The organism is Aeromonas sp. S19(2024) (assembly GCF_041402625.1).
GTDB classification, from domain to species: Bacteria; Pseudomonadota; Gammaproteobacteria; order Enterobacterales; family Aeromonadaceae; genus Aeromonas; species Aeromonas caviae.
Genome location: NZ_JBGLQU010000002.1, coordinates 19,308 through 43,597 on the forward strand (window position 1 = coordinate 19,308; position 24,290 = coordinate 43,597).

Consider the following 24,290-nt stretch of genomic DNA (forward strand, 5'->3'; position numbering starts at 1 on the left):
GAGCGAGCGGATCCTTCGTACCTGATGCATCGGGCGCACAACCCTGGCTACAATGGCCGGATATTCAACGAGGAGTCCTTACCGTGAGCATGCAACAACAGATAGAGGCCAAGCTGGCCGCCGCGCTCTCCCCGAGCCACCTGGAAGTGATCAATGAAAGCTACATGCACAGGGTGGCACCGGGCTCCGAAAGCCACTTCAAGGTAGTCGTGGTGAGCCAGGCGTTTGAGGGACAGCGTTTGCTGGGTCGCCATCGTCAGGTGAACGGGGTGCTGGCCGACGAGCTGGCGGGAGCCATTCATGCATTGGCGCTGCATACCTATACCGAATCCGAGTGGCAGGCCAGGGAGCAGGCGCCAAAGACGCCGGGTTGCGTCAGCAAATCCCCCTTTGCATGAGCCGTTGGACCTTCTGATGGCGCCTTCCTCGGGCCATTAACAGCGCTATCACGAATGGTGTGCCGCCAGGGATGAGGGGGAGGAGCATTATTTTTTCTAATCCTTTTCCTTGCGCCTGAAAAATACCCCTATATGGTTAGTTTTGCGAAAAGTCCTTTAAAACCACGGTTTGCAAGGACGTGCGCGAAATATTCAGTGAAGGTTAATTTTGTGATAGGGCGGGGATTTTCCCCATTTGGCGTGGCGGCTAACTCGCCTAAGGTGGTAAACTCAGGCGCTTTTGAATGATCCTGTATGTTGCTGATTTGTTTATTTCTTCGACAGCTTTCCGCGATGTTGACGGGCTCATTCAACAACTCGTCGTGATGTATTTCTCGGCGCTAACCAACCTGTCTTCCCTTAACGGTAGTGCAAGTGAGTATGATTACAATTAAAAGAGGACTGGACATCCCCGTGCTGGGTGCTCCGGAGCAAGTAATCTACGATGGCCCGGCCATCACCCGTGTTGCTACACTCGGCGAAGAGTTCGTGGGGATGCGTCCTACTATGTTTGTCAAAGTAGGTGATCGCGTCATTAAAGGTCAGGAGCTCTTCGAAGATAAGAAGAATCCCGGCGTTAAATTCACGGCCCCTGCCACCGGTGTGGTTTCTGAGATCAACCGTGGTGCCAAGCGTGTTCTCCAGTCCGTCGTCATCGACATCGATGGGTCCGACGAGCAGGTGACCTTTGAGCATTTTGCCTCCGCCGAGCTGGCACAGCTCGAGCGCAGCAAGGTGCAGGAGATCCTGGTCGCATCAGGCCAATGGACCGCGCTGCGTACCCGCCCGTTCAGCAAGGTACCGGCCGTGGGTTCCACCCCGCGCGCCATCTTCGTCACCGCCATGGACACCAATCCGCTGGCCGCCAGTGCGGAGCTGATCATCAAGGAACAGGCCCAGGCCTTCCTCGACGGTCTGGCCGTGCTGACCCGCCTGACCGATGGTACCGTCCACGTCTGCAAGGGCGAAGCCAGCCTGCCGCACTCCTCCCTGGCCCAGGTCAAGGAAGCCGTGTTCGTCGGTCCGCATCCCGCCGGTCTGCCGGGCACCCACATCCACTTCCTGGATCCGGTCGGTGCCAACAAGGTGCAGTGGCACATCAACTATCAGGACGTGATCGCTTACGGCAAGCTGTTCACCACCGGCCAGATCTTTACCGACAAGGTGATCTCCCTGGCTGGCCCGAACGTCATCAAGCCGCGTCTGCTGCGTACCCGTCTGGGTGCCAGCCTCAGCCAGCTGACCAACAACGAGCTGCGTGCGGACGAAAACCGCATCATCTCCGGTTCCCTGCTGAGCGGTGCCAAGGCCGAAGGGGTCCATGACTACCTGGGTCGCTTCCACAACCAGGTGAGCGTGCTGGGCGAAGGCCGTGAGAAAGAGTTCATGGGCTGGGTCAAACCCAGTGCCAACAAGTTCTCCATCACCCGTACCACCCTCTCTCACCTGATGAAGGGCAAACTCATCAACTTCACTACCACCACCAACGGTAGTGATCGCTCCATGGTGCCTATCGGCAACTATGAGCGCGTGATGCCGCTCGACATCCTGCCGACCCTGCTGCTGCGGGATCTGATCTCCGGTGATACCGACAGCGCGCAGGCGCTCGGCTGCCTGGAGCTGGATGAGGAAGATTTGGCGCTCTGTACCTTCGTCTGCCCCGGCAAGACAGAGTACGGCCCCGTCTTGCGTGAGTGCCTGACCAAGATCGAACTGGAAGGTTAAGCGATGAGTTTCAAGCAACTTCTTGAAAATATGGAACATCACTTCGAGCCGGGTGGCAAGTACGCAAAGTACTATGCCTTGTTCGAAGCGGCGTACACCCTGTTTTATACCCCGGGTTCCGTGACCCGCAATGCCGCCCATGTCCGTGATGCGATCGATCTGAAGCGCATGATGATCATGGTGTGGCTGGCTGTGTTCCCGGCCATGTTCTGGGGCATGTACAACGTCGGCAACCAGTCTATCGCCGCTATCGCCCACATGGGCAGCGCGGCCGGTGCCGATTCCTGGCAATACGCCCTGGCCACCCTGTTCGGTGCCTCGCTGGATCCGGCCGTCGCCGGCATCGGCAGCAAGATGCTGATCGGTGCGGCGCACTTCTTCCCGATCTACATCACCGTCTTCATCGTCGGTGGTTTCTGGGAAGTGTTGTTCGCCATGGTGCGCAAGCACGAGATCAACGAAGGCTTCTTCGTGACCTCCATCCTGTTCGCCCTGATCGTGCCGCCCGAGCTGCCCCTGTGGCAAGCTGCCCTGGGTATCACCTTCGGTGTGGTGCTGGCCAAGGAAGTGTTCGGTGGTACCGGCAAAAACTTCCTGAACCCGGCGTTGGCGGGTCGTGCCTTCCTGTTCTTCGCCTACCCGGGTCAAATCTCCGGTGATGCGGTCTGGGTTGCCGTTGACGGCTTCTCCGGCGCAACCGCACTGAGCCAGTGGGCCCAGGGCGGCCAGATGGCGCTGATCAACGGTGCCACCGGTGAAGTCATCAGCTGGATGGACGCCTTCCTTGGCAACCTGCCCGGTTCCATCGGTGAAGTTTCCACCCTGATGATCCTCATCGGCGCAGCCATGATCGTCTACATGCGCATCGCCTCCTGGCGCATCATCGCCGGCGTCATGGTCGGCATGGTTGCGACCTCCCTGCTGTTCAACGTCATCGGTTCCGATACCAACCCCATGTTCAGCATGCCGTGGCACTGGCACCTGGTGCTGGGTGGCTTCGCGTTCGGCATGGCCTTCATGGCGACCGACCCCGTTTCCGCTGCCTTTACCAACAAGGGCAAGTGGTGGTATGGCGCCCTGATCGGCGTGATGGTGGTGCTGATCCGGGTAGTGAACCCCGCATTCCCGGAAGGCATGATGCTGGCCATTCTGTTCGCCAACCTGTTTGCCCCCTTGTTTGACCATTTCGTGGCGCAGGCGAACATCAAGCGGAGGATCGCACGTGGCGTTTAATAAAGACTCTACTACCGGCACCCTCGCCGTAGTGACCGGTCTGTGTCTGGTCTGCTCCATCGTGGTCTCCGTGGCTGCCGTGGGTCTGCGTCCGGCCCAGCTGGAAAACAAGGCGCTGGACAAGCAAAGCAACATCCTGTCCGTCGCCGGCGTCGACATCAGCGCCGTGGCCAAGCGTGATCTGGCCCAGCTCTATGGCGACAAGATTGAAGCGCGTCTGGTGGATCTGACCAGCGGTGAGTTCGTTGACGGCGACGCCGACAACTTCGACACCAAGGTTGCCGCCAAGGATCCGGCCAAGAGCATTCGCCTGGCTCCGGCCGACGACAAGGCCGGTCTGCGTCAGATCTCCAAGCTGGTTCCCGTGTTCTTCGCCAAAGATGCCGAAGGCAAGGTCGACAACATCATCCTGCCGATCTACGGCCAGGGTCTGTGGTCCACCATGTATGCCTTCGTAGCGGTCGCGGCCGACGGTCAGACCATCAAGGGCATCACCTACTATGACCACGGTGAAACCCCGGGTCTGGGTGGCGAGATCGAGAACCCGGCCTGGCGCGAGCTGTTCGTCGGCAAGAAGCTGTTCGACCAGAACGGTCAGCCTGCGCTGCGTGTGATCAAGGGCCATGCTCCGGCTGGTTCCGAGCATGAAATCGACGGCCTGTCTGGTGCAACCCTGACCGGTAATGGTGTACAGCACACCTTCGACTTCTGGATGGGCCCCAAGGGCTTCGGTCCCTTCCTGGCCAAAGTACGTGCAGGAGAAATCAACAATGGCTGACAAGAGCGAAATGAAAAAGTTGCTGTTGACGCCTGTGCTCGGCAACAACCCCATCGCACTGCAGGTGCTGGGTGTCTGTTCCGCGCTGGCCGTTACCAGCCAGATGAAGACGGCGTTCGTGATGACGCTGGCCGTTACCGCGGTCACCGCCTTCTCCAACCTGTTCATCTCCCTGATCCGCAACCAGATCCCGAACAGCGTGCGGATCATCGCCCAGATGGCGGTGATTGCCTCGCTGGTTATCGTGGTTGACCAGGTGCTCAAGGCGTATGCCTATGACATCTCCAAGCAACTGTCGGTGTTCGTCGGCCTCATCATCACCAACTGTATCGTGATGGGTCGTGCCGAAGCCTACGCCATGAAGAGTGCCCCGCTGCCCTCCTTCCTGGACGGTATCGGCAACGGTCTGGGTTATGGCGCCGTGCTGCTGACCGTGGCCACCGTGCGCGAGATCCTGGGTTCCGGCACCTGGTTCGGCATCGAGCTGCTGCCGCTGGTGAACAATGGTGGCTGGTATGTGCCCAACGGCCTGCTGCTGCTGCCGCCGAGTGCGTTCTTCATCATTGGTCTGATCATCTGGGGCGTGCGCACCAAGGATCCCAAGCAGGTGGAGGCGAAGGATTAAGGTATGGAACACTATATCAGTCTGTTGATTCGCTCGATCTTCATCGAGAACCTGGCGCTCTCCTTCTTCCTGGGGATGTGTACCTTCCTGGCGGTGTCCAAGAAGGTCAAGACTGCCATGGGCCTGGGGATTGCCGTTATCGTGGTTCAGACCGTTGCCGTCCCGGCCAACAACCTGATCTACAACTACGTCCTCAAGGACGGTGCCCTGGTATCCGGTCTGGATCTGAGTTTCCTGAGCTTCATCACCTTCATCGGGGTGATCGCGGCCCTGGTACAGATCCTGGAGATGGCCCTGGACAAGTACTTCCCGGCCCTCTACAACGCCCTCGGTATCTTCCTGCCGCTTATCACCGTGAACTGCGCCATCTTCGGTGGCGTCTCCTTCATGGTGCAGCGTGACTACAACTTCGTTGAGTCCGTGGTCTATGGCGTGGGTTCGGGTGCAGGCTGGATGCTGGCTATCGTCGCGATGGCAGGGATCCGCGAGAAGATGAAATATTCCGATGTTCCGGAAGGCCTGCGCGGCCTCGGCATCACCTTCATCACCGCGGGTCTGATGGCGCTGGGCTTCATGTCCTTCTCTGGTATTTCCCTGTAATCGGAAAGGAAATATAGATGGAAATTATTCTGGGTGTGGTCATGTTCACCGTGATCCTGCTGGCCTTGGTGGCAGTCATTCTGTTCGCCAAGTCCAAGCTGGTGACCGCCGGTGACGTGACAATCAGCATCAACGGCGACCCGGCCAAGGCTGTGACCAGCCCGGCGGGTGGCAAGCTGCTTGGCGTGCTCGCCGGCAGTGGTATCTTCGTCTCCTCCGCCTGTGGCGGCGGCGGCTCCTGTGGTCAGTGCAAGGTGCGCGTGAAATCCGGCGGCGGCGACATCCTGCCGACCGAGCTGGATCACATCAGCAAGGGCGAAGCCCGTCATGGGGAGCGTCTGGCCTGCCAGGTCACCGTGCGTTCCGACATGGACATCGAGCTGCCGGAAGAGATCTTCGGCGTGAAGAAGTGGGACTGTACCGTCATCTCCAATGACAACAAGGCCACCTTCATCAAGGAGCTCAAGCTGCAGATCCCGGATGGCGAGAGCGTGCCGTTCCGCGCCGGTGGTTATATCCAGATCGAAGCGCCTGCCCACCACGTGCAGTACAAGAACTTCGATATTCCCGAGGAGTATCGTGGCGACTGGGATCGCTTCAAGATCTTCGAGCTGGAGTCCAAGGTCAACGAGCCGATCATCCGTGCCTACTCCATGGCGAACTATCCGGAAGAGTTCGGCATCATCATGCTGAACGTGCGGATCGCCACTCCGCCGCCCAGCAACTGGACTGCTCCTCCCGGCCAGATGTCTTCCTACATCTTCAGCCTGAAGGCTGGTGACAAGGTGACCATCTCCGGTCCGTTCGGCGAGTTCTTCGCCAAGGACACCGACGCCGAAATGGTGTTCGTCGGTGGTGGTGCGGGTATGGCGCCGATGCGCTCCCACATCTTCGACCAGCTGCGCCGTCTGAAGACCAAGCGCAAGATGAGCTTCTGGTACGGTGCCCGTTCCAAGCGCGAGATGTTCTATGTCGAAGACTTCGACATGCTGCAGGCCGAGAACGACAACTTCCAGTGGCACGTCGCCCTGTCCGATCCGCAACCGGAAGACAACTGGGATGGCTACACCGGCTTCATCCACAACGTGTTGTTCGAGAACTACCTCAAGAACCACGAGGCGCCTGAGGATTGCGAGTTCTACATGTGCGGGCCTCCCGTGATGAACGCCGCCGTCATCAACATGCTGAAAAACCTCGGTGTTGAAGACGAGAACATCCTGCTGGATGACTTCGGTGGTTAATCCATGCACAGCGTTGTAAAGACCTGGCTAGCCTTCGGGCTAGCCTTTTTCTTGACTGGGTGCGGTCAGGAAACGGTCCAATCGAAGCCGGAGATCCACATCACCGGCAGCACCATGGGTACCTACTACTCCATCAAGGTGGCAGATAGCGCCGTTCAGGATGCCGCCAGGCTGCAAGCCGAGGTCGACGTCTTGCTGGAGCGGGTCAACGATCAGATGTCGACCTATCGCCCGGATTCCGAGCTGTCACGCTTCAACCAGCACAAGAGCAATACCCCTGTGGTGGTTTCCCGCGATACCGCGCGGGTGGTGACCGAGGCCATTCACATTGGCCGCGAGAGCCGCGGGGCGCTGGACGTCACCGTCGGTCCTCTGGTCAATCTGTGGGGCTTTGGGCCGGATGCCAGACCGACCAAGGTGCCGTCCGACGAGCTGATCGCCCAGACCCGGCAGAAGACGGGCCTTGGCAATCTGCATGTGATAACCTCTGCCGATGCCGATACCCTGCAAAAGGACATCCCGGACCTCTACGTGGATCTCTCCGCCATTGCCAAGGGGTTTGGCGTGGACAAGGTGGCCGAGTACCTGGAGTCCCAGGGGGCGCGCAACTATCTGGTGGAGATAGGCGGCGAGCTGCGCATCAACGGTGTCAACGGCAAGGGGCATCCCTGGCGTGTCGCCATCGAGAAGCCGACCGTCAATGCCGGTTCAGTACAGGAGGTGATCCTGCCCGGTGACAACGGGGTGGCCACCTCGGGCGAGTACCGCAACTATTACGAGCTGGACGGCAAGCGCTTCTCCCACACCATGGATCCGCTGACGGGCAAGCCCATCCAGCACCGCCTGGTGTCGGTGACCGTCATCCACCCCTCCTGCATGACTGCAGACGGGTTGGCGACCGTGTTCATGGTCATGGGGCCGGAGAAGAGCCTGGCCTATGCCAAGGAACGGGGGCTGGCCATCTTCACCATCACCAAGACGGATGACGGGTTCGAAGAGGCTTATTCGGATGCCTTCAAACCATATCTGGTCAAGAAGTAAGGGGTAACTACATGCAGATCTTTCTGATCACCTTCGGGGTGTTTCTGATGGTCGTGGTGGCCATGGCCATCGGCTACATTTTCCAGCGCAAGTCCATCTCCGGCTCCTGTGGCGGCCTGGGTTCCATCGGGATCGAGAAGGAGTGCGACTGCCCCGAGCCTTGCGACAACCGCAAGAAGAAGATGGCCAAGGAAGAGGCCCGTCGCAAGATGCTGGTGGACAACCGCATCATCTAACGGCGGATATCGCTCTGAAGGCAGCCTTGCAACGAAACGAGCCGACCCCTGGGTCGGCTCGTTTTTTATGTGGCATGGGGTCAGTAGTCATATTGGCTGCATGCCTTTGCCTTGAACTCTTTCTTTCGCTTTGCCAGCTCCTCCCTGGTGCCCAGTTCATCCCCTTGCTGTATGGCTTTTTCCAAGGCGGCGATGCGCTGATAGAGCCAGTTGCACTCCGCAGTCGGGTGATCCTTGCTCGCGCCCGTCAGCGGCAGCAGCAGGCCCAGCAGCGGCCAGAATCTTCTCATCCTGCACCTCCCAGCCCCCGCAAATGGGAGCCCTGAGAGTCTATGCCCTAGCCCGCGCTGGCGCGCTGGCAGAAATGACAGGCTTGGGGTAGCATGGAACGTTAAACTGGTTATCCATACAGTATTTTTGTCGTTCGACACGCCTCCTCGCCGGATGCCCAGGGTCTATCCCTATGATCTGTTCGGGAGGCTGTCGACACAGCAACAGACACGGCCATGCGCAAGATCATTCACATCGACATGGACTGCTTCTTCGCCGCGGTGGAGATGCGGGACAACCCGGCCCTCAGGGAGGTGCCGCTCGCCATTGGTGGCGCTGCTGACCGACGCGGAGTCATCTCCACCTGCAACTACGTGGCGCGCCGCTTCGGGGTGCGCTCCGCCATGCCGAGCGCCCTGGCCAGAAAGCTCTGTCCGCCATTGGTGCTGATCCCCGGGCGGATGGCCGTCTACAAAGAAACTTCGCGCCAGTTGCGCGCCATCTTCCTGCGCTACACCGAGCAGGTGGAGCCGCTCTCCCTCGATGAAGCCTATCTCGACGTGACCCAGAGTCCCCGCTGCGGTGGCAGCGCCACCCTGATGGCGGCGGAGATCCGCGCCGCCATCAGCGCCGAGCTTGGGCTGACTGCCTCGGCCGGTGTGGCGCCGAACAAGTTTCTGGCCAAGCTCGCCTCCGAGCAGCGCAAGCCTGATGGCCTGTTCGTCATCCGCCCCCAGGAGGTGGACGAGTTCGTGCGTCAGCTCCCCCTTGGCAAGCTGCCCGGCATCGGCCGCAAGACGGCAGAGCGGCTGGAGTCCCTCGGGCTCTACTCCTGCGAAGATGCCCGCCAGCTCGGCAACGAGGAGCTGATCGCCCGTTTCGGCAAGCTCGGGGAGATGCTGGCCGGCCGCATCTGGGGGCATGATGATCAGCCGGTGCAGGCCAGGCGGGTGCGCAAGAGCATCGGTGTGGAGACGACGCTCGCCAGCGACGTGCTGGACGAGGACGCCTGCTGGCAGGTGCTCAGCCGGCTCATTCCTGAGCTGGAGCAGCGTTTTGCCAGGGCCTGCCCTGCGGAGATGCTGATGGGGCAGGGGATCAAGCTGAAGTTTGCCGATTTTCACCAGACCACCGTCTATCGCAAGGGGAGTTATCAGGCGGCACGTTTCCACGATCTGCTGCACGAGGGACTGCAACGGGCTCAAGGAAAGCCCATTCGCCTGCTCGGTCTGGTCGTTGGTTTGCCCGGAGCGGGTGAAATCAATCAATTAAGCCTGGATTTCTGCTGATTTAGTTAAGTTTTTGTATCCAAAACCGATACAGTGTTCACATCTGTAGACGTTAGGAAATAGTGGCATGAGTTCTCTTTCTGTTCAGGGACGGATCACCCTGATCGCCGGTTGCTGTCTGCTGGCCAGTGCCGTCGCGCTGGTGGCTTCTTCTCTTTTCAACGCGGCCCGCATGCAGGAGCAGGTGCTCACCTCCACCACCCTGGAGGGGCAGCACGCGGCAGAAAACTGGATGCAGGCCATGGGAGCGACCCAGGCAGCCCGGGTGACCAGCTACCTCGATGAGGCTTACTTCAGGGCGACCCTGCTTGCCGAGGGTATCTTGTTCCAGCGCAAGAACGCGGCCGACAACTTCGTTCACTCCGAGGCGCTGCGCAATGCCGTCAACCAGCAGTTGCAGGATGCGGCGGAGTCGTCAGCGAACCTGCTCGGTGTCTATGCGGTATTCGAACCCAACCAGCTCGACGGGGAGGATGACAACTATCAGGGGTCGACGGCGCTCGGCGCCAACGACAAGGGGCGTTTTTCCAGCTATTGGGCCAGGGTCGACGGCAAGGTCAACCTGGAGGTGATGGACGAGGCGATGCTGGCCAACGACAAGCCCTCCGGACACGGCGGCCTTGAGAACGACTGGTACAGTTGCAGCATCCGCAGCAAGGCGCTCTGTCTGCTCGAACCCTATGTGGACGAGGTGGGGACCCAGCAGGTGTTGATGACCTCGGTGACCGTGCCGCTGCTGGACCAGGGTTCCCTGCTGGGCATGGTGGGGGTCGACATCTCCCTGGGGACCCTGCAGAGCCTGGTGGAAGAGATGGGCCGGACCCTCTACAAGGGGCAGGGCAAGGTGCTTCTGCTCAGCAGTGAAGGGCGGGTGGCCGGCGTGGAAGGGTTCCCGGTCGCCCTTGGCAATCTGCTGGAGCAGCAAGGGCTGGCGCAGGATCTCAAGGGGTGGCTGACCAAGGGAGATGTGGTGACGCGCTGGAGCCCGGATGGCGCACTGTTGCAGACCTTCGTGCCGGTCAGCATGCGCGGTACGGATCGCAAGTGGGGCATCTATATCGAGCTGCCCCGCGCCGTGGTGCTCGCCTCGGCCCTGCAACTGCAAGGGGAGCTTGAGGATCAGGCCCAGCGCAGCGTGGCAACCCAGCTCACGATAGGTGGCGGGATTTCGGCGCTCGCCCTGCTCTGCATCTGGCTGATGGCCCAGCGCATCGTGGCGCCCATCCGCGCCGTGGTGGCACGCCTCAAGGACATCGCCAGCGGGGAGGGGGATCTCACCCAGCGCATCGATCTGCGCAGGGATGACGAGATAGGCGAGCTGGCCAAGTGGTTCAACAAGTTTCTGGACAAGCTGCAATCCACCATCAGCCAGGTGATCGACACCGTTGCGGGCACTCGGGCCAGTGCGGCCCTGGCGGCGCAAGGGGCAGCCCGTACCAGCGCCGGCATGCAGTCCCAGTATCAGGAGGTGGATCTGGTGGCGACCGCGTTTGAAGAGTTGAGCGCTACCGCCCTGCAGGTCGCCGGCAATGCCAATGCGGCGGTGGCGGCGGCCGATGAGGCCGACACGGCGGCCCAGGAGGGCAAGTCCGTGGTGGCGCAGACCCAGGAGGCCATGTCCAGACTGATGACGGTGATAAGCGATGCCAAACCAGTGGTGGAGCACCTCTCCGCCAACAGCGACAACATCAACGACATCCTGGTGGTGATCCAGGGGATCGCCGAGCAGACCAACCTGCTGGCCCTGAACGCGGCCATCGAGGCGGCCCGAGCCGGTGAGCAGGGGCGCGGTTTTGCGGTGGTCGCCGACGAGGTGCGCAACCTGGCGGGCCGAACCCAGAACGCCATCGTCGAGATCCAGAACCTCATCGGCCAGTTGCAGTCGGGGACGGAGGCGGTGGTGAAGGCGATCCTGACCGGTCATCACCAGGCGGATCTGACCCTCACCAAGGTGGAGCTGTCGGTCAGCGTGCTGGAGCAGATCATCCAGGCTGTCGGCACCATCCACCAGATGAACGAGCAGATCGCGAGGGCCGCGCAGGAGCAGAGCGGAGTGGCGGACGAGATCAATCGCAACGTCAGCAACATTCGCGATGTGAGCCATACCATTCGGGCGGAAGCGGCGACCTCCGCCGACAACGGGCGCGAGCTGTCGCAACTGGCGGACAAGCAGCAGCAACTGGTGGGCCAGTTCCGGGTGTAGGGGAGGATAAGAAAAAAGGCGCCATCCAACCGGAGGCGCCAAACACATTCAGATGACAGACTGGGTTAAATCGACCTGATTTAGCCCTTCTTCCCGCAGAGGAAGAAACACAACACCACAATCACTGTCGACTCACTCACAAAAACCACATGTAAACCAACATGGAAGAGAAGGTGTGAGCCATATGACAACGAATTGCGTGGCGAATTATGTTTATTCACTGGTCGACCCGCAACCGACAATTTATAATGCGCCCCATTAGAAAAATTCATCGTCGGCCGATTCCATGTCTCGTCGTTTACCTCCGCTCAATGCACTGAAAGCGTTTGAAGCCGCGGCTCGTCACTTGAGCTTTACCCGCGCAGCAGAAGAGCTGTTCGTGACCCAGGCAGCCATCAGCCACCAGATCAAGGCGCTGGAGGAGTATCTCGGCATCAAGCTGTTTCGCCGCAAGAATCGCTCCCTGCTACTGACCGAGGAGGGGCAGAGCTACTTCCTCGATATCAAGGACATCTTTGCCTCCATCTCCGAGGCGACCGACAAGCTGCTGGCCCGCAGCGCCAAGGGGGCGCTCACCGTCTCCCTGCAGCCGAGCTTCGCCATCCAGTGGCTGGTGCCCCGCCTGGTCAAGTTCAGCGAACGCCACCCGGACATCGATGTGCGGATCAAGGCGGTGGACATGGACGAGGGTTCCCTCACCGACGACGTGGACGTGGCCATCTACTACGGCCGCGGCAACTGGCCCGGGCTGCGCTCGGACAAGCTGCACACCGAGTACCTGATCCCGGTCTGCTCCCCCCTGTTGCTGACCGGCCCCAAGCCCCTGCGCACCCCGGACGATCTGACCCGTCACACCCTGCTGCACGACACCTCCCGGCGCGACTGGAAGGCCTGGTTCCGCCAGCTCGACATCGATGCCCCCAATGTCAATCAGGGGCCCATCTTCAGCCACTCCACCATGGTGATCCAGGCGGCGATCCACGGTCAGGGGGTGGCGCTCGGCCACAGCGTTCTGGCCCAGCCGGAGATCGAGGCGGGTCGTCTCATCTGCCCGTTCGAACAGGTGCTGGTGAGCAAGAACGCTTTCTATCTGGTGTGTCAGGAGCAGCAGTCCGATCAGGGCAAGATAGTGGCTTTTCGCGACTGGATGCTGGAACTGGTGGAGCAGGAAGAGGCCCGCAGACGTGCCCGCCTTGCCGATGCCTGAGGAGTTGACCTGGTGACTGACCTGACAAGAGAGGGGGCGAGTGACGCCCCCGTTCGCATTCTGCTGGCCCACGGCGCGGGGGCAGGCATGGAGCACGGCTTCCTGGCCGAGTTGTCGCGACTGCTGGCGGGGCCGGATATCGAGGTGGTGCGCTTCAACTTCCCCTATATGATCAAACGGGCTCAGGACGGCAAACGCAGGCCGCCGGACAGACAACCCGTGCTGCTGGCTCACTGGCGCGAGATGGTGCGTCAGTTTGCCCATCCCCGGCTGTTTCTGGCGGGCAAGTCCATGGGGGGGAGGATGGCGGCCGAGCTGTTTTGCGAGGGGGACGACGAGATGGATGCTGCAGGATTGATCGTTCTCGGGTATCCTTTCCACCCCCCGGCCAAGCCCGACGCATGGCGGGGCGAGGTGCTCAAGCTGATCACGACGCCCACGCTGCTGCTGCAGGGGGAGCGCGATACCTTCGGTTCTCGCGCCGAGCTGGCCGATTTCCCCTTCTCACCCGCCGTATCGGTCCACTGGCTGACCGACGGGGATCATGGTTTCAAACCGAGAAAGGCGAGCGGCATGAGCGAGCAGGAGAACCTGCGACTGGCCGCGGAGCGGATCAAGGGTTTTATCGCGGCGGTGGGCCGCTCCTGACCATCTCGAGCGGGTCGAGAGAAGAAGCGTGCAAGGAGAGAAGATGCAGATCCAACGACATTGGCTGGTGCTGGCGGGCTTCTTCGGCCTGACGGCCACCATGCTCGGGGCCTACGGCGCTCACGGGCTGGCGGCGACCGGCATTGCTCCTTCGTTGCTGGCGGCGTTCAACACCGCCGTGCAATACCAGTTTTTCCACGCCCTGGCCCTGCTGGTGCTGGGGTTGTGCGGCGTGCGCGGCAAGGTGATCACCTTCGCGGGCGCCGTCTTTGTGCTGGGGATCCTGGGATTCTCCGGCAGTATTTACGCCATGGTGCTGCTTGGCAGCAAGGGGCTGGGGCTCATCACCCCGGCCGGTGGCCTCTGTTTTATGTTGGGATGGGCGGCTCTGATGTGGGCCGGCTGTCGTCTTGGAGGAAAGAATGAATAATCTGCTGCTTTATTGCCGCCCGGGTTTTGAGAAAGAGGCGGCGGCAGAGATCACCGAGCGTGCCGGCAACATGCAGTGCTACGGCTTTGCCCGGGTCAAGGACGACAGCGGCTATGTGATCTTCGAGTTGTATGACGAGGAGCAGGCCGATCTGCTGGCGCGCAAGCTGCCGTTCCGCGAGCTCATCTTCATTCGCCAGATGCTGGTGGTGACCCACGAGCTGAAAGATCTGGAAATAAGCGATCGGGTCTCTCCCATCCTGGAGGCGGCGAGCGGTTACGTCATTTGCGGTGATCTGCGGGTGGAGACGGCCGATACCAACGAGGCGAAGGAGCTCTCCGCCTTCTGCCGCAAGTTCACCGTGCCGCTTCGCCAGGCGCTGCGCAGCAACGAGATCCTGACCAAGAAGGAGACCCCGAACCGTCCCGTGTTCCACGCCTTCTTCCTGGCCAATGACCACCTGATGCTGGGGTACTCCTACTCCTTCAACAACTCTGCCTTCCACATGGGGATCCCGCGCCTGCGATTCCCGGCCGATGCCCCGAGCCGCTCCAGCCTCAAGCTGGAAGAGGCGTTCTACGTCTTCGTGCCGAAGGAAGAGTGGGACTTGCGCCTGTGCTCCGGCCTGAAGGCCGTGGATCTTGGCGCCTGCCCGGGTGGCTGGACCTATCAGCTGGTGCGTCGTGGCATGATGGTGACGGCGGTGGACAACGGCATGATGGCCCAATCCCTGATGGACACCGGCCAGGTGAAGCACATCCGTGACGATGGTTTCGTGTGGCGGCCGAGCAAGAAGAATACCTACTGGCTGGTGTGCGACATGGTGGACAAGCCGGCGCGAGTGACCCACATGGTGGCCGACTGGTTCAGGGAGAACGACTGTCAGGAAGCCATGTTCAACCTCAAGCTGCCGATGAAGAAGCGCTACGCCGAGGCGGTGCACAACATCGAGGTGCTGCGCGGACTGCTGGCCGACATCGACGGCGGTTTCATCATTCAGGCCAAACAGCTCTATCACGATCGCGAAGAGATCACGGTGCACGTCTACAACAAGTTCTGGGTCTCCAAGCTGTCCCCCAAGTCCTGAAGCAGCATCGGGAACAGGGCATGAAAAAACCGGACGGTGACGTCCGGTTTTTTTGTGTCTGGGCCATCAGAAGCGGTAGTCCAGACGCATCATGGACTCGTCGTCGGTGATCTTCAGCTCAATTTGCAGGGGAATGGTCTTGTCACTGGGGTTGAACTGCATCTTGACGCCATCCCCGCGAAGCTTGACCGAGGTGTTGATGCCGCCAGCGTTGAACTTGATCCTGGGCTTTTGCTTTTCGAAGGAGAGGCTGACGCTCTTCTCTGCCGTGAGGTTCAGTTTCTGATAGGGGGTGATCTGCCGATTGCCGTTGCTGTCGGTGGTGATATCCACCCCCAGGGAGAGCTGCTTGGGCTGTTTGAGCAGATCGTTGGTATCCAGGGTGGATTGCCAGGTCTGCTTGGCTGGCGCCTCGTGCTGGGGGGGCGGCGTCAACCAGGCATTGTCGACTGGCCTGTCTAATGCCGTGGCACTGCTGCTGACAATCAGCAAGATGAAAGTAGCACGCATGGTGGATCTCCTTATCCCTCATATCAACATAGTATTCATCTGGCGAGGGAGGTAGGGAGGCGTTGGCATAAAACAAAGGGAGCCGAAGCTCCCTTTTAAAATCATATGGTTGGATTCTATTTATAGACGGTCGATGATGGCCTGGGTGAATTCGCTGGTGGACGCTGTGCCCCCCAGGTCACGGGTCACCCGATCACCGGACTCGATGGTCGCCCGCACGGCCTCGCGAATGCGCTCCGCCTTGTCCTGCATGCCGAGATATTCCAGCATCTGGATGGAGGCGAGGATCACCGAGGTGGGGTTGGCGATGTTCTTGCCGGCGATGTCCGGCGCAGAGCCGTGTACCGCTTCGAAGATGGCGGCCCCTTCACCGATGTTGGCGCCCGGCGCCATGCCCAGCCCCCCCACCAGACCGGCACAGAGATCCGAGAGAATGTCGCCGAACAGGTTGGTGGTGACCATCACATCGAAGCGCTCCGGGTACATCACCAGGTTCATGCAGGCGGCGTCGACGATCATCTCCTCGTTCTGGATGTCCGGGTAGCGGGCCGCGACCTGACGGGCCACTTCCAGGAACAGGCCGGAGGTGGACTTGAGGATGTTGGCCTTGTGGATGATGGTGACCTTCTTGCGTCCTTCCTGGCGCGCCAGCTCGAAGGCGAAGGTGACGATGCGCTCGGCCCCTTCCCGGGTGATGATGCTCATCGCCTCGGCGCTCTGGTTGTCATCGCTGCGCTTCTGGCCGGCACCGGAGTACATGCCTTCGGTGTTCTCGCGCACCGTGATGATGTCGATGTTGTCGTAACGGCTCTTGGTGCCCTTGAAGGAGAGGACGGGGCGCACGTTGGCGTAGAGATTGAACTTCTTGCGCAGGGAGACGTTGATGGAGGTGAAGCCGCCGCCGACCGGAGTGGTGAGCGGGCCTTTCAGGCTGACCTTGTTCTTCTCGATCAGGTCGAGGGTGGCCTGGGGCAGCAGCTCACCATGTTTTTCCAGGGCTACCAGACCGGCGTCTGCGTATTCGTAGTCGAAGTCACAACCCGCGTGGGTCAGGATCTGGATGGCGGATTCGATGATGCTGGGGCCGATGCCGTCGCCCGGGATGACGGTAATCTTTCTTTTTGACATGAGGCGTATCCACTTCTAGGGAACAGAGGGGGAGGATTCGTCGGCTTTATACCATTTTTGCACCACATCCTCCATGTTTCTTTACATTTTACCCATTTATGTCAACAGGTACGGCCTGTCTTGGGAAATGGTGTGCTGGGGATCACGCCCCGGCATCAGGGACGGGAGGGTAGCGGATCTCCCGCAGGTTGAACCCGAGCGGGATATCGTGCTGCAGCCGGACCAGGCGTTGGGCCAGCAGGGCCTCTTCCCGGTGCTGGCGCAGCTTGAGCAGGGGTCTGGTGGCCTCCTCCCGCTCACAGGCCTCCAGCATGGCAGCCAGGTCCCCGTATTGCTGCAGCAACTGGGTGGCGGTCTTGGGGCCAATGCCGGGCACCCCCTTGATGTTGGAGCCGCTGATACCGGTCAGGGCCCAGAAGTCCACAAGCTGGGTCGGTGTAACGCCGTACTGCTGCTGGACGAAGGCGGCATCCAGCCAGCGTTTGTTGAAGTAATCCCGCACCCGGATCTGCGGGCAGATGAGCTGGCAGAACCCCTTGTCGGTGGAGATGATGGTGGCGCTGGCGCCGTGCTGGGCAATGCCGCTTGCCAGGGTGGCGATGAGATCGTCCGCCTCGTCGGTCTGGGAGAGCAGGGCATCCACACCGCACTCCCAGAAGGCGTCCTGCAGGTCGGCAAGCCCTTCCCTCAGCTCATCCGGCATGGGGGTGCGGCCCTCCTTGTAGGGGGGATAGAGCGTCTTGCGCCAGCTGTGGACCTCACCGTCAAAGACCGCGATGGCGTGGGTCGGCTCGCTGGCTGCCAGTAGCTTCTTGCAGGTGTTGATGAGGTTGGCTCGGGTGGCGAGCAGGGCCTGGGCCGGGGTCAGTCCCTGCTGGCTCTGCACCGCGTGCAGTCGGCGGATGAGGTTGAGGGCATCGATGATGAGCAGGTGTGGCATGGGGCACTCCGGGCGTCGGGGAGTGCCATTGTAACAATGGTGGCGTCTCCTGCTAACCCCGTAGAAGACCAGTCAATGAAAGAGGGGCCCATGGGCCCCTCCGGTGCATTGTGGTGTCCCGGCTATTTGACTATCTCGTAGCAGGGAACGTACTGGCTGCCCGGCAGCTTCATGCGCTGCTGCTTGACGAAGCTCTCCAGCAACCTGTCCATCAGGTGCATCAGCTCCTTGTCGCCGTGCAGCTTGAAGGGACCCTTCTTCTCGATGGCCCTGATGCCCCCTTCCTTGACGTTGCCTGCGACGATGCCTGAGAAGGCGCGGCGCAGGTTGGCTGCCAGCAGCTGGGGCGGCTGGTTGCGATGCAGATCCAGGCTGGCCATGCTGGCGTGATCCGGCTCGAACGGCAGCTGGAACTCGGGCTCGATCCGCAGGGACCAGTTGAAGGAGTAGGCATCTCCCACCGATTTGCGGTATTCGCGGATCTTCGGCATCGCCTCCTTCATCACGCGGGCCACCTCGGGCGCATCGCCGATGATGATCCGGTAGAGACTGGTGGCGGCTTCCCCCAGGGTCGCCTTGACGAAGTCGTCGATGGCGCGGAAGTAGTCGGCGCTCTCTTTCGGGCCTGTCAGCACGATGGGGATGGGTTGGCGATCGTTGGCCGGGTGCATCATGATGCCGAGCAGGTAGAGCAGCTCCTCGGCAGTTCCGACCCCGCCCGGGAAGATGATGATGCCGTGACCCAGACGCACGAAGGCTTCCAGCCGCTTCTCGATGTCCGGCAGGATCACCAGCTCGTTGACGATGGGGTTCGGCGGTTCGGCGGCGATGATGGAAGGCTCGGTGAGACCGATGTAACGGCCGTTGCGCACCCGCTGCTTGGCGTGGCCGACGGCGGCCCCTTTCATGGGGCCCTCCATGGCACCCGGACCGCAGCCGGTACAGATGTTGAGCTCGCGCAGACCCAGCTCGCTACCCACTGCCCGGGTGTACTGGTATTCCACCTCGTTGATGGAGTGGCCGCCCCAGCAGACCACCAGGTTGGGGTCGGCGCCGGGCAGGATCGCCTTGGCGTTGCGCAGGATGGCGAACACCACGTTGGAGATATGGGTGGAGCTGGTCAGGTTGACCAGACGATTGGACTCGAGCTGGGTCGACACATAGAGAATGTCCCGCAGCACGGAGAACAGGTGCTCCTGGATGCCGCGGATGATCTCGCCATCGACGAAGGCGTGCTCGGGGGCGTTGAACAGCTCGAGCTTGACCCCGCGCTCGCGCCGGATCACGTGAATATCGAAGGATTTGAAACGTTCCAGTATCTCTTTGGAACTGTCGGTATGGCTGCCGGAGTTGAGGACCGCCAGCGAGCAGTTGCGAAACAGTTGATAGATATCGCTGGAGGCCGTCTGCTTGAGGCGATCCACCTCGAGCTGGGACAGCAGGTCCATGCTGCCCACGGGATTGATGTGTGTAATCATAATTTCCCCTTTCACTCGCTTGTTATCGTTGTGCTTTCCCTGGGGAGAAAACGGGATGCTTTGGCATCCCTCGGGTTCGATAGTAGAGGCAAGGGGGGGGCAGGGGAATAGGGGGACTGTGCGTTTGCCGCTTTTTTAGCCGCTCCTCAAAGCGGATTCAGGCGAGATTGACCTGATCCCGGCCGGAGTGCTTGGAACTGTAAAGCGCCTTGTCGGCACGCTCGAACGCATCCGTGGTATGGTCGCCGGTCCGAAACAGGGTGGCACCGATGGAGATGGTGATCTCGACCCTGGCATCGCGAAAGCGGAACGGGATGCTCTTGATGGTCTGACGCAGGTTCTCCAGCGGCTTCTGGTACTTGTCCGGATTGATGTTCGGCAGCAGGACCACGAACTCCTCACCGCCAAAGCGGGCGATGAAGTCGGTGTCGCGCAAGGCGTTCTGCAGGGCCTTGGCAACCACCTTCAATGCCTTGTCGCCGGCCATGTGGCCGTAGTTGTCATTGATGTGCTTGAAGTGGTCGATGTCGATGATGGCCAGGCACAGGGGGGTGCCATAGCGTAGCCAGCGTTTGTATTCGAGCTCGAGTCGCTCGTCCAGGGCCGCCCGGTTGTGTACCTGGGTCAGGCTGTCGAGGAAGAGCTTGTGTTTCTGGATGGTGAGCCGCTTCTTGTACTCGGCGGTCTCGTCCTTCATCAACCTGAGCTTGGCTTCCATGTTGGAGAGGTGGGTGAGCAGGTGGCGCTCGCGGTTGGCCATCTCCTCCCGCTCCTGCTGCAGCCGGCGGATGGTGTCCAGATGCCCAGAAATGGCGCCCCTGAGTATCTGTGGCGAGTCATGGGCTGCCATGGCGCGATCGATGGCGGCGAGTTCCCGCTCCAGCGCCTGTCCGCTGAGATGGGCGGCATTTTGCAGCGCCCGCCCTTCATCCAGGGATTCGGTAAAGCTGTAATGGACCGAGGAGAGACTCTCGTTCAGGGTGCTGAGAAACGCCTGGGAGGCTTTGCGCTCTTCCCGGGTACCCTCGATGATGAGTTCGATGATCTGCAGGCAGACTTCGGCCAGCAGGGCAGGGGTGATGCCCCCGAGCAACTGGCGGCGGATGTCTGCGAGGCTCTCGCCCACGGCGCCGGCAAAGTCGAGCTCGGTGATGAGACGCTGCAACTCGTCTGAAATCTGGGCATGTGCCTTGATGTCAAAGGAGTCGGTAGGGGCCGGGCTGGAGAGCTCGGTGGGGATCTCCGCCGAAGGGGGGATCAGCGGCTTGCGCGGCAGCAGCTGGATCTTGATCGCCTGCTGGTAGAACTCCAGCAGCCGGATCACCTTCTTCTGGTGATCGCCGATGCCGTAACTCTCCGGGCTGGCGAGAAACTCCTTGAGGGCGCGGCGGGTATCTTCCGGAAACCCCTTGATGGTTTTGAGCTGTTTGCTGCCGAGATCGATGGCTGCCCGGGTCAGGCTGATGGACTCTTCCATGGTGTGGCTGTGCTGCTGCAACAGCTTCTCGATGGCGATCAGATCGGCATCGATGGAGGTGAGCGGAGGGTTGCCTTCAAGTTTCTGCTTGAGCTTGGCGAGCCGGTTGTCGAGCTCGCGATCGTGGCCACGACAGGCTTGCATCAGCTTGCCGATGAACTGGATACTGCGGGTGCGTTCGGCATCGGAGAAGCTCGCCATGCCGTCAAGCTCCTGCTGTTTCTGCTGGAGGGATTCCCTGAGTCTTGCCAGTTGTCCTGTTACGGCAGCCATATCATTCATTCTTCAGGTCGCCCTGTTGTCATTATCGTTTTTGTTTCGTCCAGCAACAGAAAGCCAATCAAAGACCCCGTTGAGTACCTTTTTGTCACGGATTGTCCGCAACCTTCGTCCGTGAAAGCGCAAGCCAGTTAACCCATTGCTTTTCATGAGAAGAATTTACTTTTACCAGTCCCTTGTCAATTGCCATCAAGCAGCATTGCCACACATCTCCGTTAAAAAATGCGGCCTGCTGGCAATCGATGGCGGCCAGCTCAAGCCAGACGCTCTGCTGGCATTTTTCGCTGAGCTGAATGGCACCCGAGAGGGCCAGGTAGCAGAGATCGAACAGGCCGTGGTGATCGAGGGCCATGGCTGCCTTGGGCAGGAAGGGATGGCTGACGATGCCGAGGCTGATGCGCCTGTCCAGCGGGTGCTCGCAGGGGAAGGCTGCCAGGGTGTCGAGCAGGGTCTGGGCCAGCTGATGCAACTGGGCCACGTGGCGCTGGGGCACCACATAGAGGAGGTGGCCTTCGCGCAGGTCGTAGATGCGGCCATCCTGCGGGGTCAGTTCGTTGACGTAGCGGCCGAAGGCCTGCTCTATCTCGCGGCTGACCTGATAGCCGTGCTGCTCCAGGCTGTTGATCAGGAAGGGAACCCGGAACAGCAGGTAGTGCAGCTTGTCGTCAAATTCGCTGGTGGGGCGTTCGCTCAGGTACCAGCGCTCGGATTTCTGCTGGCGCTTGGCCATCTCCCGCGGCCAGCGGCTCATCAGTCGCTGCCAGTTGGCCAGGCCGCTGCGCGGCTCTACCAGCAGGGCCTCTCCCAGCTGTTTGGCATGAAGGCGCGCGACCCGCAGTTTCAGCCAGAGGGTGAAGAACAGATAGATGAAGAGTGCCAGCAGCAGCCCGGTGCTGACGCTGGTCCAGAGGTATCGCTCCTGCTGGTGCTGGCTGGCGTCGAGTTGCTGTTCCAGCTCCTTGACCTGTTGCACCCGCTCCACCTGGGCGTAGTTGTCGCGCACCGCCTCCTGCTCCAGCGCCAGCTGTTGCTGGCGAACCAGTTCGCTGCGCTGGTGGTAATTCTTGTAGCTCTCCAGGGCCTGCTGGAGGTAACCCTTCTGCTCATAGGCGACGGAGAGCAGGCGGAAGATCTCGAATTGGCGCCGGATGTCCCCAATCCGGTTGGCCAGGGTGAGAGCGTTCTCCAACTGCAGGATGGCGATGCCCGCCTCCTGCTGCTTGAGGTGCAGCTCTCCCAGCAACAGCAGGGTGTCGATGAGCGACTCCTTGTCATCCCCCAGCTCATGGGACTGGCGTGCGGCGTTCAGGTAGTTTCGCGCCAGGTTGAGGTTGCCGGTCTGCAGGTAGGTCTTGCCTATCTCGAACTTGAGATGGGCGATGCGGGTACGGTTGCTGCTCTCGTCCAGCAGGTCGAGGGCATTGAAGAAATAGACCAGCGCCATGTTCATCTCGCCCTGATCCCGGTTGAGGCGGGCGAGCACGATCAGGGCGTCGCTCAGCATGGAAGGATTGCCGAGGGCATGAAAATAGTTGGCCGCCTCGCTGGCGTATTGCAGCGCTTTTTGTGGCTCCTGCTCTTCCTGATAGAGGCTGACCATCTGGTTCGAGAGCAGGCCGAGGAAGAGGGGATCCTGCAGGGGCTTGGCTTGCTGTTGTGCTTCGATGTACTCCCCCAGTGCAAGCTGGGGCTGACCCAGCGCCTGATAGAGATCCCCGCCCACGGCGCTGGTCCAGGCCCTGGCCAGAGGCTGTTTGGCGTGATCCGCCCATTTGCGGGTCTCGGCCAGCTGCTGTTTGGCGAGATCGAATTGCCGCTCCTCTATGCTGGCGTTGACGCGCAGCAAGCGGCTGTAGACCTGCAACTGGCTCTCCTTGAGGTCGGGATTGGCCAGCAGTTTGTCGAGTTTGTCGAGCAGGGGGGCCGCGGCGCCATGGGTATGCTGTTGCAGGTTGCGGCTTCTAACCAGCAGATAGAGCCCATGGGCCTGCAGCTCGAACTGCTGCTCTTTCTCGGCCATGGCGATGCCCTGCTCGAAGGACTCCTGTGCCTGGGCGAACTGCCCTAGCTGCTGCAGACACTCCCCCTTGAGCAGATAGGCGCCCGTGGTCTGGGTGGCGGTACCGTAGTTCAGCATTGGCTCGCGATAGCCGTACTCCTGACGGTTGCTGATGATTTGCTTGGGATTGTTGGCCGTGCGTTCGAGGAAGGAGGTGGCAATCTGGGCACATCTGGCGGGATCGGTCAGCACCAGGGTCTGGGCCTGCTGCAGGTCGATGGACAACTGCTCCTTGGCCAGATCCAGATCAGGAGCCGACAGGGAGGACATCATCATTGCCAGAAAAAACAGTTGATTCATTGGATTAAGAACGGCACGGAGGTGCAGGCATGTTATCCAAGCCCACCCCCGCCCGTCCAGAGTTTACTGAGGTGATGCGCAGCGGGCCGCAGCCCGCAGGATGGCGGCGCCGGTGATTACTGGCGAATGAGGCGCAGGTTCGCCGGAACCGGCTCCCAGTCGCTGCGGAAGGGGTTGATGTCCAGGCCGCCGCGGCGGGTGTAACGGGCATGGACGGTCAGTTTTTCCGGGGCGCAGAAGTGCTTGAGATCGGTAAAGATGCGCTCGATGCACTGCTCGTGGAACTCGTTGTGCTGGCGGAACGAGATGAGGTAGCGCAACAGCTTCTCCCGGTCGAGACGCGGGCCGCGATAGTGGATCACCACGGATCCCCAGTCCGGCTGGCTGGTCACCAGGCAGTTGGACTTGAGCAGGTGGCTGTGCAGGGTCTCCTCCACGATCTCGCGACCGGCGGCCCCTTGCAGCAGGGTCTCGTCAAACTCGTAGCCATCCACCTCGATATCCAGGTTGTCGATGCACTCACCGGGCAGCTGGGTTATCTGGTGGGGGGCCTGGTCGAGGGTGAAGAGGGTGACGCTCACCGGGGCACCAGCGCAGCCACTCAGGTCCTGAACCAGCAGCGCCTGCACTGCCTCCAGGGAGTCGCAGCGGGTCTGGTTGAAGGAGTTCAGGTAAAGCTTGAACGACTTGGACTCGATGAGATTCGGGCTGGTGGCCGGCACAAAGACCTCCCCGATGGCAACCACGGGCTTGCCTTTGGCATTGAGCCAGGAGAGTTCATACAGGGTCCAGACGTCGCACCCCTGGAACGGCAGTTCACCTCTCAGGCCAAGATCGTCGCGGTTCAGGCTGCGTGGCACGGGCTGCAGCAGACTCGGGGTGTACTGGCTGATGTAGGCTGACTGCTGCCCCAGGCTCAGGCCTTGCAGCGCACTGGCGCCGGCGTATCTCTCTTGTTTGCTCATGCTGGTTTGCTCACGCTTGTCTGATAAGGGGTTTGATGGTGCAATGGCCCGATTTTTCGATCAGGTACTTGCGGCCATCAGAGGCCGCTATTGTGGGGAATATC

At 60.8% G+C, this 24,290-nt stretch carries 23 protein-coding genes; 15 read left to right on the plus strand and 8 right to left on the minus strand.

Features of this window, described 5'->3' with window-relative positions; all coding sequences use genetic code 11:
* Positions 1–89: 89 nt before the first annotated feature.
* From ACB037_RS04465 to nqrM, 9 genes are all read left to right on the plus strand, one after another.
* Positions 90–398 carry a BolA family transcriptional regulator gene (locus ACB037_RS04465; RefSeq protein ID WP_010673364.1) on the plus strand — a complete coding sequence of 103 codons (309 nt, stop codon included), beginning with the start codon at positions 90–92 and terminating at the stop codon, positions 396–398.
* 420 nt (positions 399–818) lie between these two features.
* Positions 819–2,162: a Na(+)-translocating NADH-quinone reductase subunit A gene (locus ACB037_RS04470; RefSeq protein WP_029313920.1), complete on the plus strand. Its 1,344-nt coding sequence runs from the start codon at positions 819–821 to the stop codon at positions 2,160–2,162.
* Between the two features lie 3 nt (positions 2,163–2,165).
* A complete protein-coding gene (locus ACB037_RS04475) occupies positions 2,166–3,395 on the plus strand; it encodes an NADH:ubiquinone reductase (Na(+)-transporting) subunit B (protein ID WP_371174949.1) in 1,230 nt (409 codons plus the stop codon).
* Entirely contained in the window at positions 3,385–4,173 is a 789-nt protein-coding gene (locus tag ACB037_RS04480; RefSeq protein WP_029313922.1) for a Na(+)-translocating NADH-quinone reductase subunit C, read from the plus strand. Before ACB037_RS04475 ends, ACB037_RS04480 begins: the two co-directional genes overlap by 11 nt.
* The gene (locus ACB037_RS04485; protein ID WP_005303545.1) at positions 4,166–4,798 is read left to right on the plus strand and encodes an NADH:ubiquinone reductase (Na(+)-transporting) subunit D; all 633 of its coding nucleotides are present in this window, start codon (positions 4,166–4,168) and stop codon (positions 4,796–4,798) included. The genes ACB037_RS04480 and ACB037_RS04485 overlap by 8 nt, the downstream gene beginning before the upstream one ends.
* Before the next feature lie 3 nt (positions 4,799–4,801).
* Positions 4,802–5,398, plus strand: coding sequence for an NADH:ubiquinone reductase (Na(+)-transporting) subunit E (nqrE, locus tag ACB037_RS04490; protein WP_005303538.1), 597 nt, complete (start codon positions 4,802–4,804; stop codon positions 5,396–5,398).
* Between the two features lie 17 nt (positions 5,399–5,415).
* Entirely contained in the window at positions 5,416–6,639 is a 1,224-nt protein-coding gene (gene nqrF, locus ACB037_RS04495; protein ID WP_010673369.1) for an NADH:ubiquinone reductase (Na(+)-transporting) subunit F, read from the plus strand.
* A gap of 3 nt (positions 6,640–6,642) precedes the next feature.
* Positions 6,643–7,680, plus strand: coding sequence for an FAD:protein FMN transferase (locus ACB037_RS04500; protein WP_029313924.1), 1,038 nt, complete (start codon positions 6,643–6,645; stop codon positions 7,678–7,680).
* Between the two features lie 11 nt (positions 7,681–7,691).
* The gene (nqrM, locus tag ACB037_RS04505; RefSeq protein ID WP_010673371.1) at positions 7,692–7,916 is read left to right on the plus strand and encodes a (Na+)-NQR maturation NqrM; all 225 of its coding nucleotides are present in this window, start codon (positions 7,692–7,694) and stop codon (positions 7,914–7,916) included.
* A gap of 80 nt (positions 7,917–7,996) precedes the next feature.
* On the opposite strand, the gene ACB037_RS04510 is transcribed toward nqrM, so the two are convergent.
* The gene (locus ACB037_RS04510; RefSeq protein ID WP_069785571.1) at positions 7,997–8,206 is read right to left on the minus strand and encodes a hypothetical protein; all 210 of its coding nucleotides are present in this window, start codon (positions 8,204–8,206) and stop codon (positions 7,997–7,999) included.
* A 216-nt stretch (positions 8,207–8,422) separates the two neighbouring features.
* Here ACB037_RS04510 and dinB point away from each other — a divergent pair, with 216 nt between their 5' ends.
* The 6 genes from dinB (at position 8,423) to rlmM (ending at position 15,050) form a co-directional block, all read left to right on the plus strand.
* Positions 8,423–9,475, plus strand: coding sequence for a DNA polymerase IV (gene dinB / locus ACB037_RS04515; RefSeq protein WP_371174950.1), 1,053 nt, complete (start codon positions 8,423–8,425; stop codon positions 9,473–9,475).
* A gap of 67 nt (positions 9,476–9,542) precedes the next feature.
* Entirely contained in the window at positions 9,543–11,678 is a 2,136-nt protein-coding gene (locus ACB037_RS04520; RefSeq protein ID WP_045523602.1) for a methyl-accepting chemotaxis protein, read from the plus strand.
* Between the two features lie 286 nt (positions 11,679–11,964).
* Positions 11,965–12,885, plus strand: a complete 921-nt coding sequence (locus ACB037_RS04525; RefSeq protein WP_029313926.1) for a transcriptional regulator GcvA — start codon at positions 11,965–11,967, stop codon at positions 12,883–12,885.
* Positions 12,886–12,897: 12 nt separating this feature from the next.
* Positions 12,898–13,533: an alpha/beta fold hydrolase gene (locus ACB037_RS04530; protein ID WP_069785574.1), complete on the plus strand. Its 636-nt coding sequence runs from the start codon at positions 12,898–12,900 to the stop codon at positions 13,531–13,533.
* A gap of 43 nt (positions 13,534–13,576) precedes the next feature.
* Entirely contained in the window at positions 13,577–13,963 is a 387-nt protein-coding gene (locus ACB037_RS04535) for a DUF423 domain-containing protein (protein WP_010673377.1), read from the plus strand.
* Entirely contained in the window at positions 13,956–15,050 is a 1,095-nt protein-coding gene (gene rlmM, locus ACB037_RS04540; protein ID WP_371174951.1) for a 23S rRNA (cytidine(2498)-2'-O)-methyltransferase RlmM, read from the plus strand. Before ACB037_RS04535 ends, rlmM begins: the two co-directional genes overlap by 8 nt.
* 66 nt (positions 15,051–15,116) lie before the next feature.
* Here the strand turns inward: rlmM and ACB037_RS04545 are convergent, their stop codons facing one another.
* The 7 genes from ACB037_RS04545 to queF form a co-directional block, all read right to left on the minus strand.
* Positions 15,117–15,560, minus strand: coding sequence for a hypothetical protein (locus tag ACB037_RS04545; protein WP_371174952.1), 444 nt, complete (start codon positions 15,558–15,560; stop codon positions 15,117–15,119).
* Positions 15,561–15,680: 120 nt separating this feature from the next.
* Positions 15,681–16,688 carry an isocitrate dehydrogenase gene (locus ACB037_RS04550; protein ID WP_010673380.1) on the minus strand — a complete coding sequence of 336 codons (1,008 nt, stop codon included), beginning with the start codon at positions 16,686–16,688 and terminating at the stop codon, positions 15,681–15,683.
* Positions 16,689–16,830: 142 nt separating this feature from the next.
* Positions 16,831–17,628, minus strand: a complete 798-nt coding sequence (xni, locus tag ACB037_RS04555; RefSeq protein ID WP_069785575.1) for a flap endonuclease Xni — start codon at positions 17,626–17,628, stop codon at positions 16,831–16,833.
* A gap of 122 nt (positions 17,629–17,750) precedes the next feature.
* The gene (gene ppnN / locus ACB037_RS04560; RefSeq protein WP_010673382.1) at positions 17,751–19,106 is read right to left on the minus strand and encodes a nucleotide 5'-monophosphate nucleosidase PpnN; all 1,356 of its coding nucleotides are present in this window, start codon (positions 19,104–19,106) and stop codon (positions 17,751–17,753) included.
* 157 nt (positions 19,107–19,263) lie between these two features.
* The gene (locus tag ACB037_RS04565) at positions 19,264–20,865 is read right to left on the minus strand and encodes a diguanylate cyclase (RefSeq protein ID WP_029313929.1); all 1,602 of its coding nucleotides are present in this window, start codon (positions 20,863–20,865) and stop codon (positions 19,264–19,266) included.
* An 85-nt stretch (positions 20,866–20,950) separates the two neighbouring features.
* Entirely contained in the window at positions 20,951–23,221 is a 2,271-nt protein-coding gene (locus ACB037_RS04570) for a hypothetical protein (RefSeq protein ID WP_041214682.1), read from the minus strand.
* Positions 23,222–23,337: 116 nt separating this feature from the next.
* The gene (gene queF / locus ACB037_RS04575) at positions 23,338–24,186 is read right to left on the minus strand and encodes an NADPH-dependent 7-cyano-7-deazaguanine reductase QueF (protein ID WP_371174953.1); all 849 of its coding nucleotides are present in this window, start codon (positions 24,184–24,186) and stop codon (positions 23,338–23,340) included.
* Positions 24,187–24,290: the final 104 nt, after the last annotated feature.

What these genes read in the sequence shown, in the direction of transcription:
- rlmM (WP_371174951.1), top strand. Translation starts at nt 13,956, where the DNA reads ATGAATAATCTGCTGCTTTATTGCCGCCCGGGTTTTGAGAAAGAGGCG.
- dinB (WP_371174950.1), top strand. Translation starts at nt 8,423, where the DNA reads ATGCGCAAGATCATTCACATCGACATGGACTGCTTCTTCGCCGCGGTG.
- queF (WP_371174953.1), bottom strand. Translation starts at nt 24,186, where the DNA reads ATGAGCAAACAAGAGAGATACGCCGGCGCCAGTGCGCTGCAAGGCCTG.
- ACB037_RS04565 (WP_029313929.1), bottom strand. Translation starts at nt 20,865, where the DNA reads ATGAATGATATGGCTGCCGTAACAGGACAACTGGCAAGACTCAGGGAA.
- ACB037_RS04470 (WP_029313920.1), top strand. Translation starts at nt 819, where the DNA reads ATGATTACAATTAAAAGAGGACTGGACATCCCCGTGCTGGGTGCTCCG.
- ACB037_RS04475 (WP_371174949.1), top strand. Translation starts at nt 2,166, where the DNA reads ATGAGTTTCAAGCAACTTCTTGAAAATATGGAACATCACTTCGAGCCG.
- ACB037_RS04485 (WP_005303545.1), top strand. Translation starts at nt 4,166, where the DNA reads ATGGCTGACAAGAGCGAAATGAAAAAGTTGCTGTTGACGCCTGTGCTC.
- ACB037_RS04525 (WP_029313926.1), top strand. Translation starts at nt 11,965, where the DNA reads ATGTCTCGTCGTTTACCTCCGCTCAATGCACTGAAAGCGTTTGAAGCC.
- nqrF (WP_010673369.1), top strand. Translation starts at nt 5,416, where the DNA reads ATGGAAATTATTCTGGGTGTGGTCATGTTCACCGTGATCCTGCTGGCC.
- ACB037_RS04545 (WP_371174952.1), bottom strand. Translation starts at nt 15,560, where the DNA reads ATGCGTGCTACTTTCATCTTGCTGATTGTCAGCAGCAGTGCCACGGCA.
- nqrM (WP_010673371.1), top strand. Translation starts at nt 7,692, where the DNA reads ATGCAGATCTTTCTGATCACCTTCGGGGTGTTTCTGATGGTCGTGGTG.
- ACB037_RS04535 (WP_010673377.1), top strand. Translation starts at nt 13,577, where the DNA reads ATGCAGATCCAACGACATTGGCTGGTGCTGGCGGGCTTCTTCGGCCTG.
- ACB037_RS04465 (WP_010673364.1), top strand. Translation starts at nt 90, where the DNA reads ATGCAACAACAGATAGAGGCCAAGCTGGCCGCCGCGCTCTCCCCGAGC.
- ACB037_RS04500 (WP_029313924.1), top strand. Translation starts at nt 6,643, where the DNA reads ATGCACAGCGTTGTAAAGACCTGGCTAGCCTTCGGGCTAGCCTTTTTC.
- ACB037_RS04570 (WP_041214682.1), bottom strand. Translation starts at nt 23,221, where the DNA reads ATGAATCAACTGTTTTTTCTGGCAATGATGATGTCCTCCCTGTCGGCT.
- xni (WP_069785575.1), bottom strand. Translation starts at nt 17,628, where the DNA reads ATGCCACACCTGCTCATCATCGATGCCCTCAACCTCATCCGCCGACTG.
- ACB037_RS04520 (WP_045523602.1), top strand. Translation starts at nt 9,543, where the DNA reads ATGAGTTCTCTTTCTGTTCAGGGACGGATCACCCTGATCGCCGGTTGC.
- ACB037_RS04510 (WP_069785571.1), bottom strand. Translation starts at nt 8,206, where the DNA reads ATGAGAAGATTCTGGCCGCTGCTGGGCCTGCTGCTGCCGCTGACGGGC.
- nqrE (WP_005303538.1), top strand. Translation starts at nt 4,802, where the DNA reads ATGGAACACTATATCAGTCTGTTGATTCGCTCGATCTTCATCGAGAAC.
- ppnN (WP_010673382.1), bottom strand. Translation starts at nt 19,106, where the DNA reads ATGATTACACACATCAATCCCGTGGGCAGCATGGACCTGCTGTCCCAG.
- ACB037_RS04550 (WP_010673380.1), bottom strand. Translation starts at nt 16,688, where the DNA reads ATGTCAAAAAGAAAGATTACCGTCATCCCGGGCGACGGCATCGGCCCC.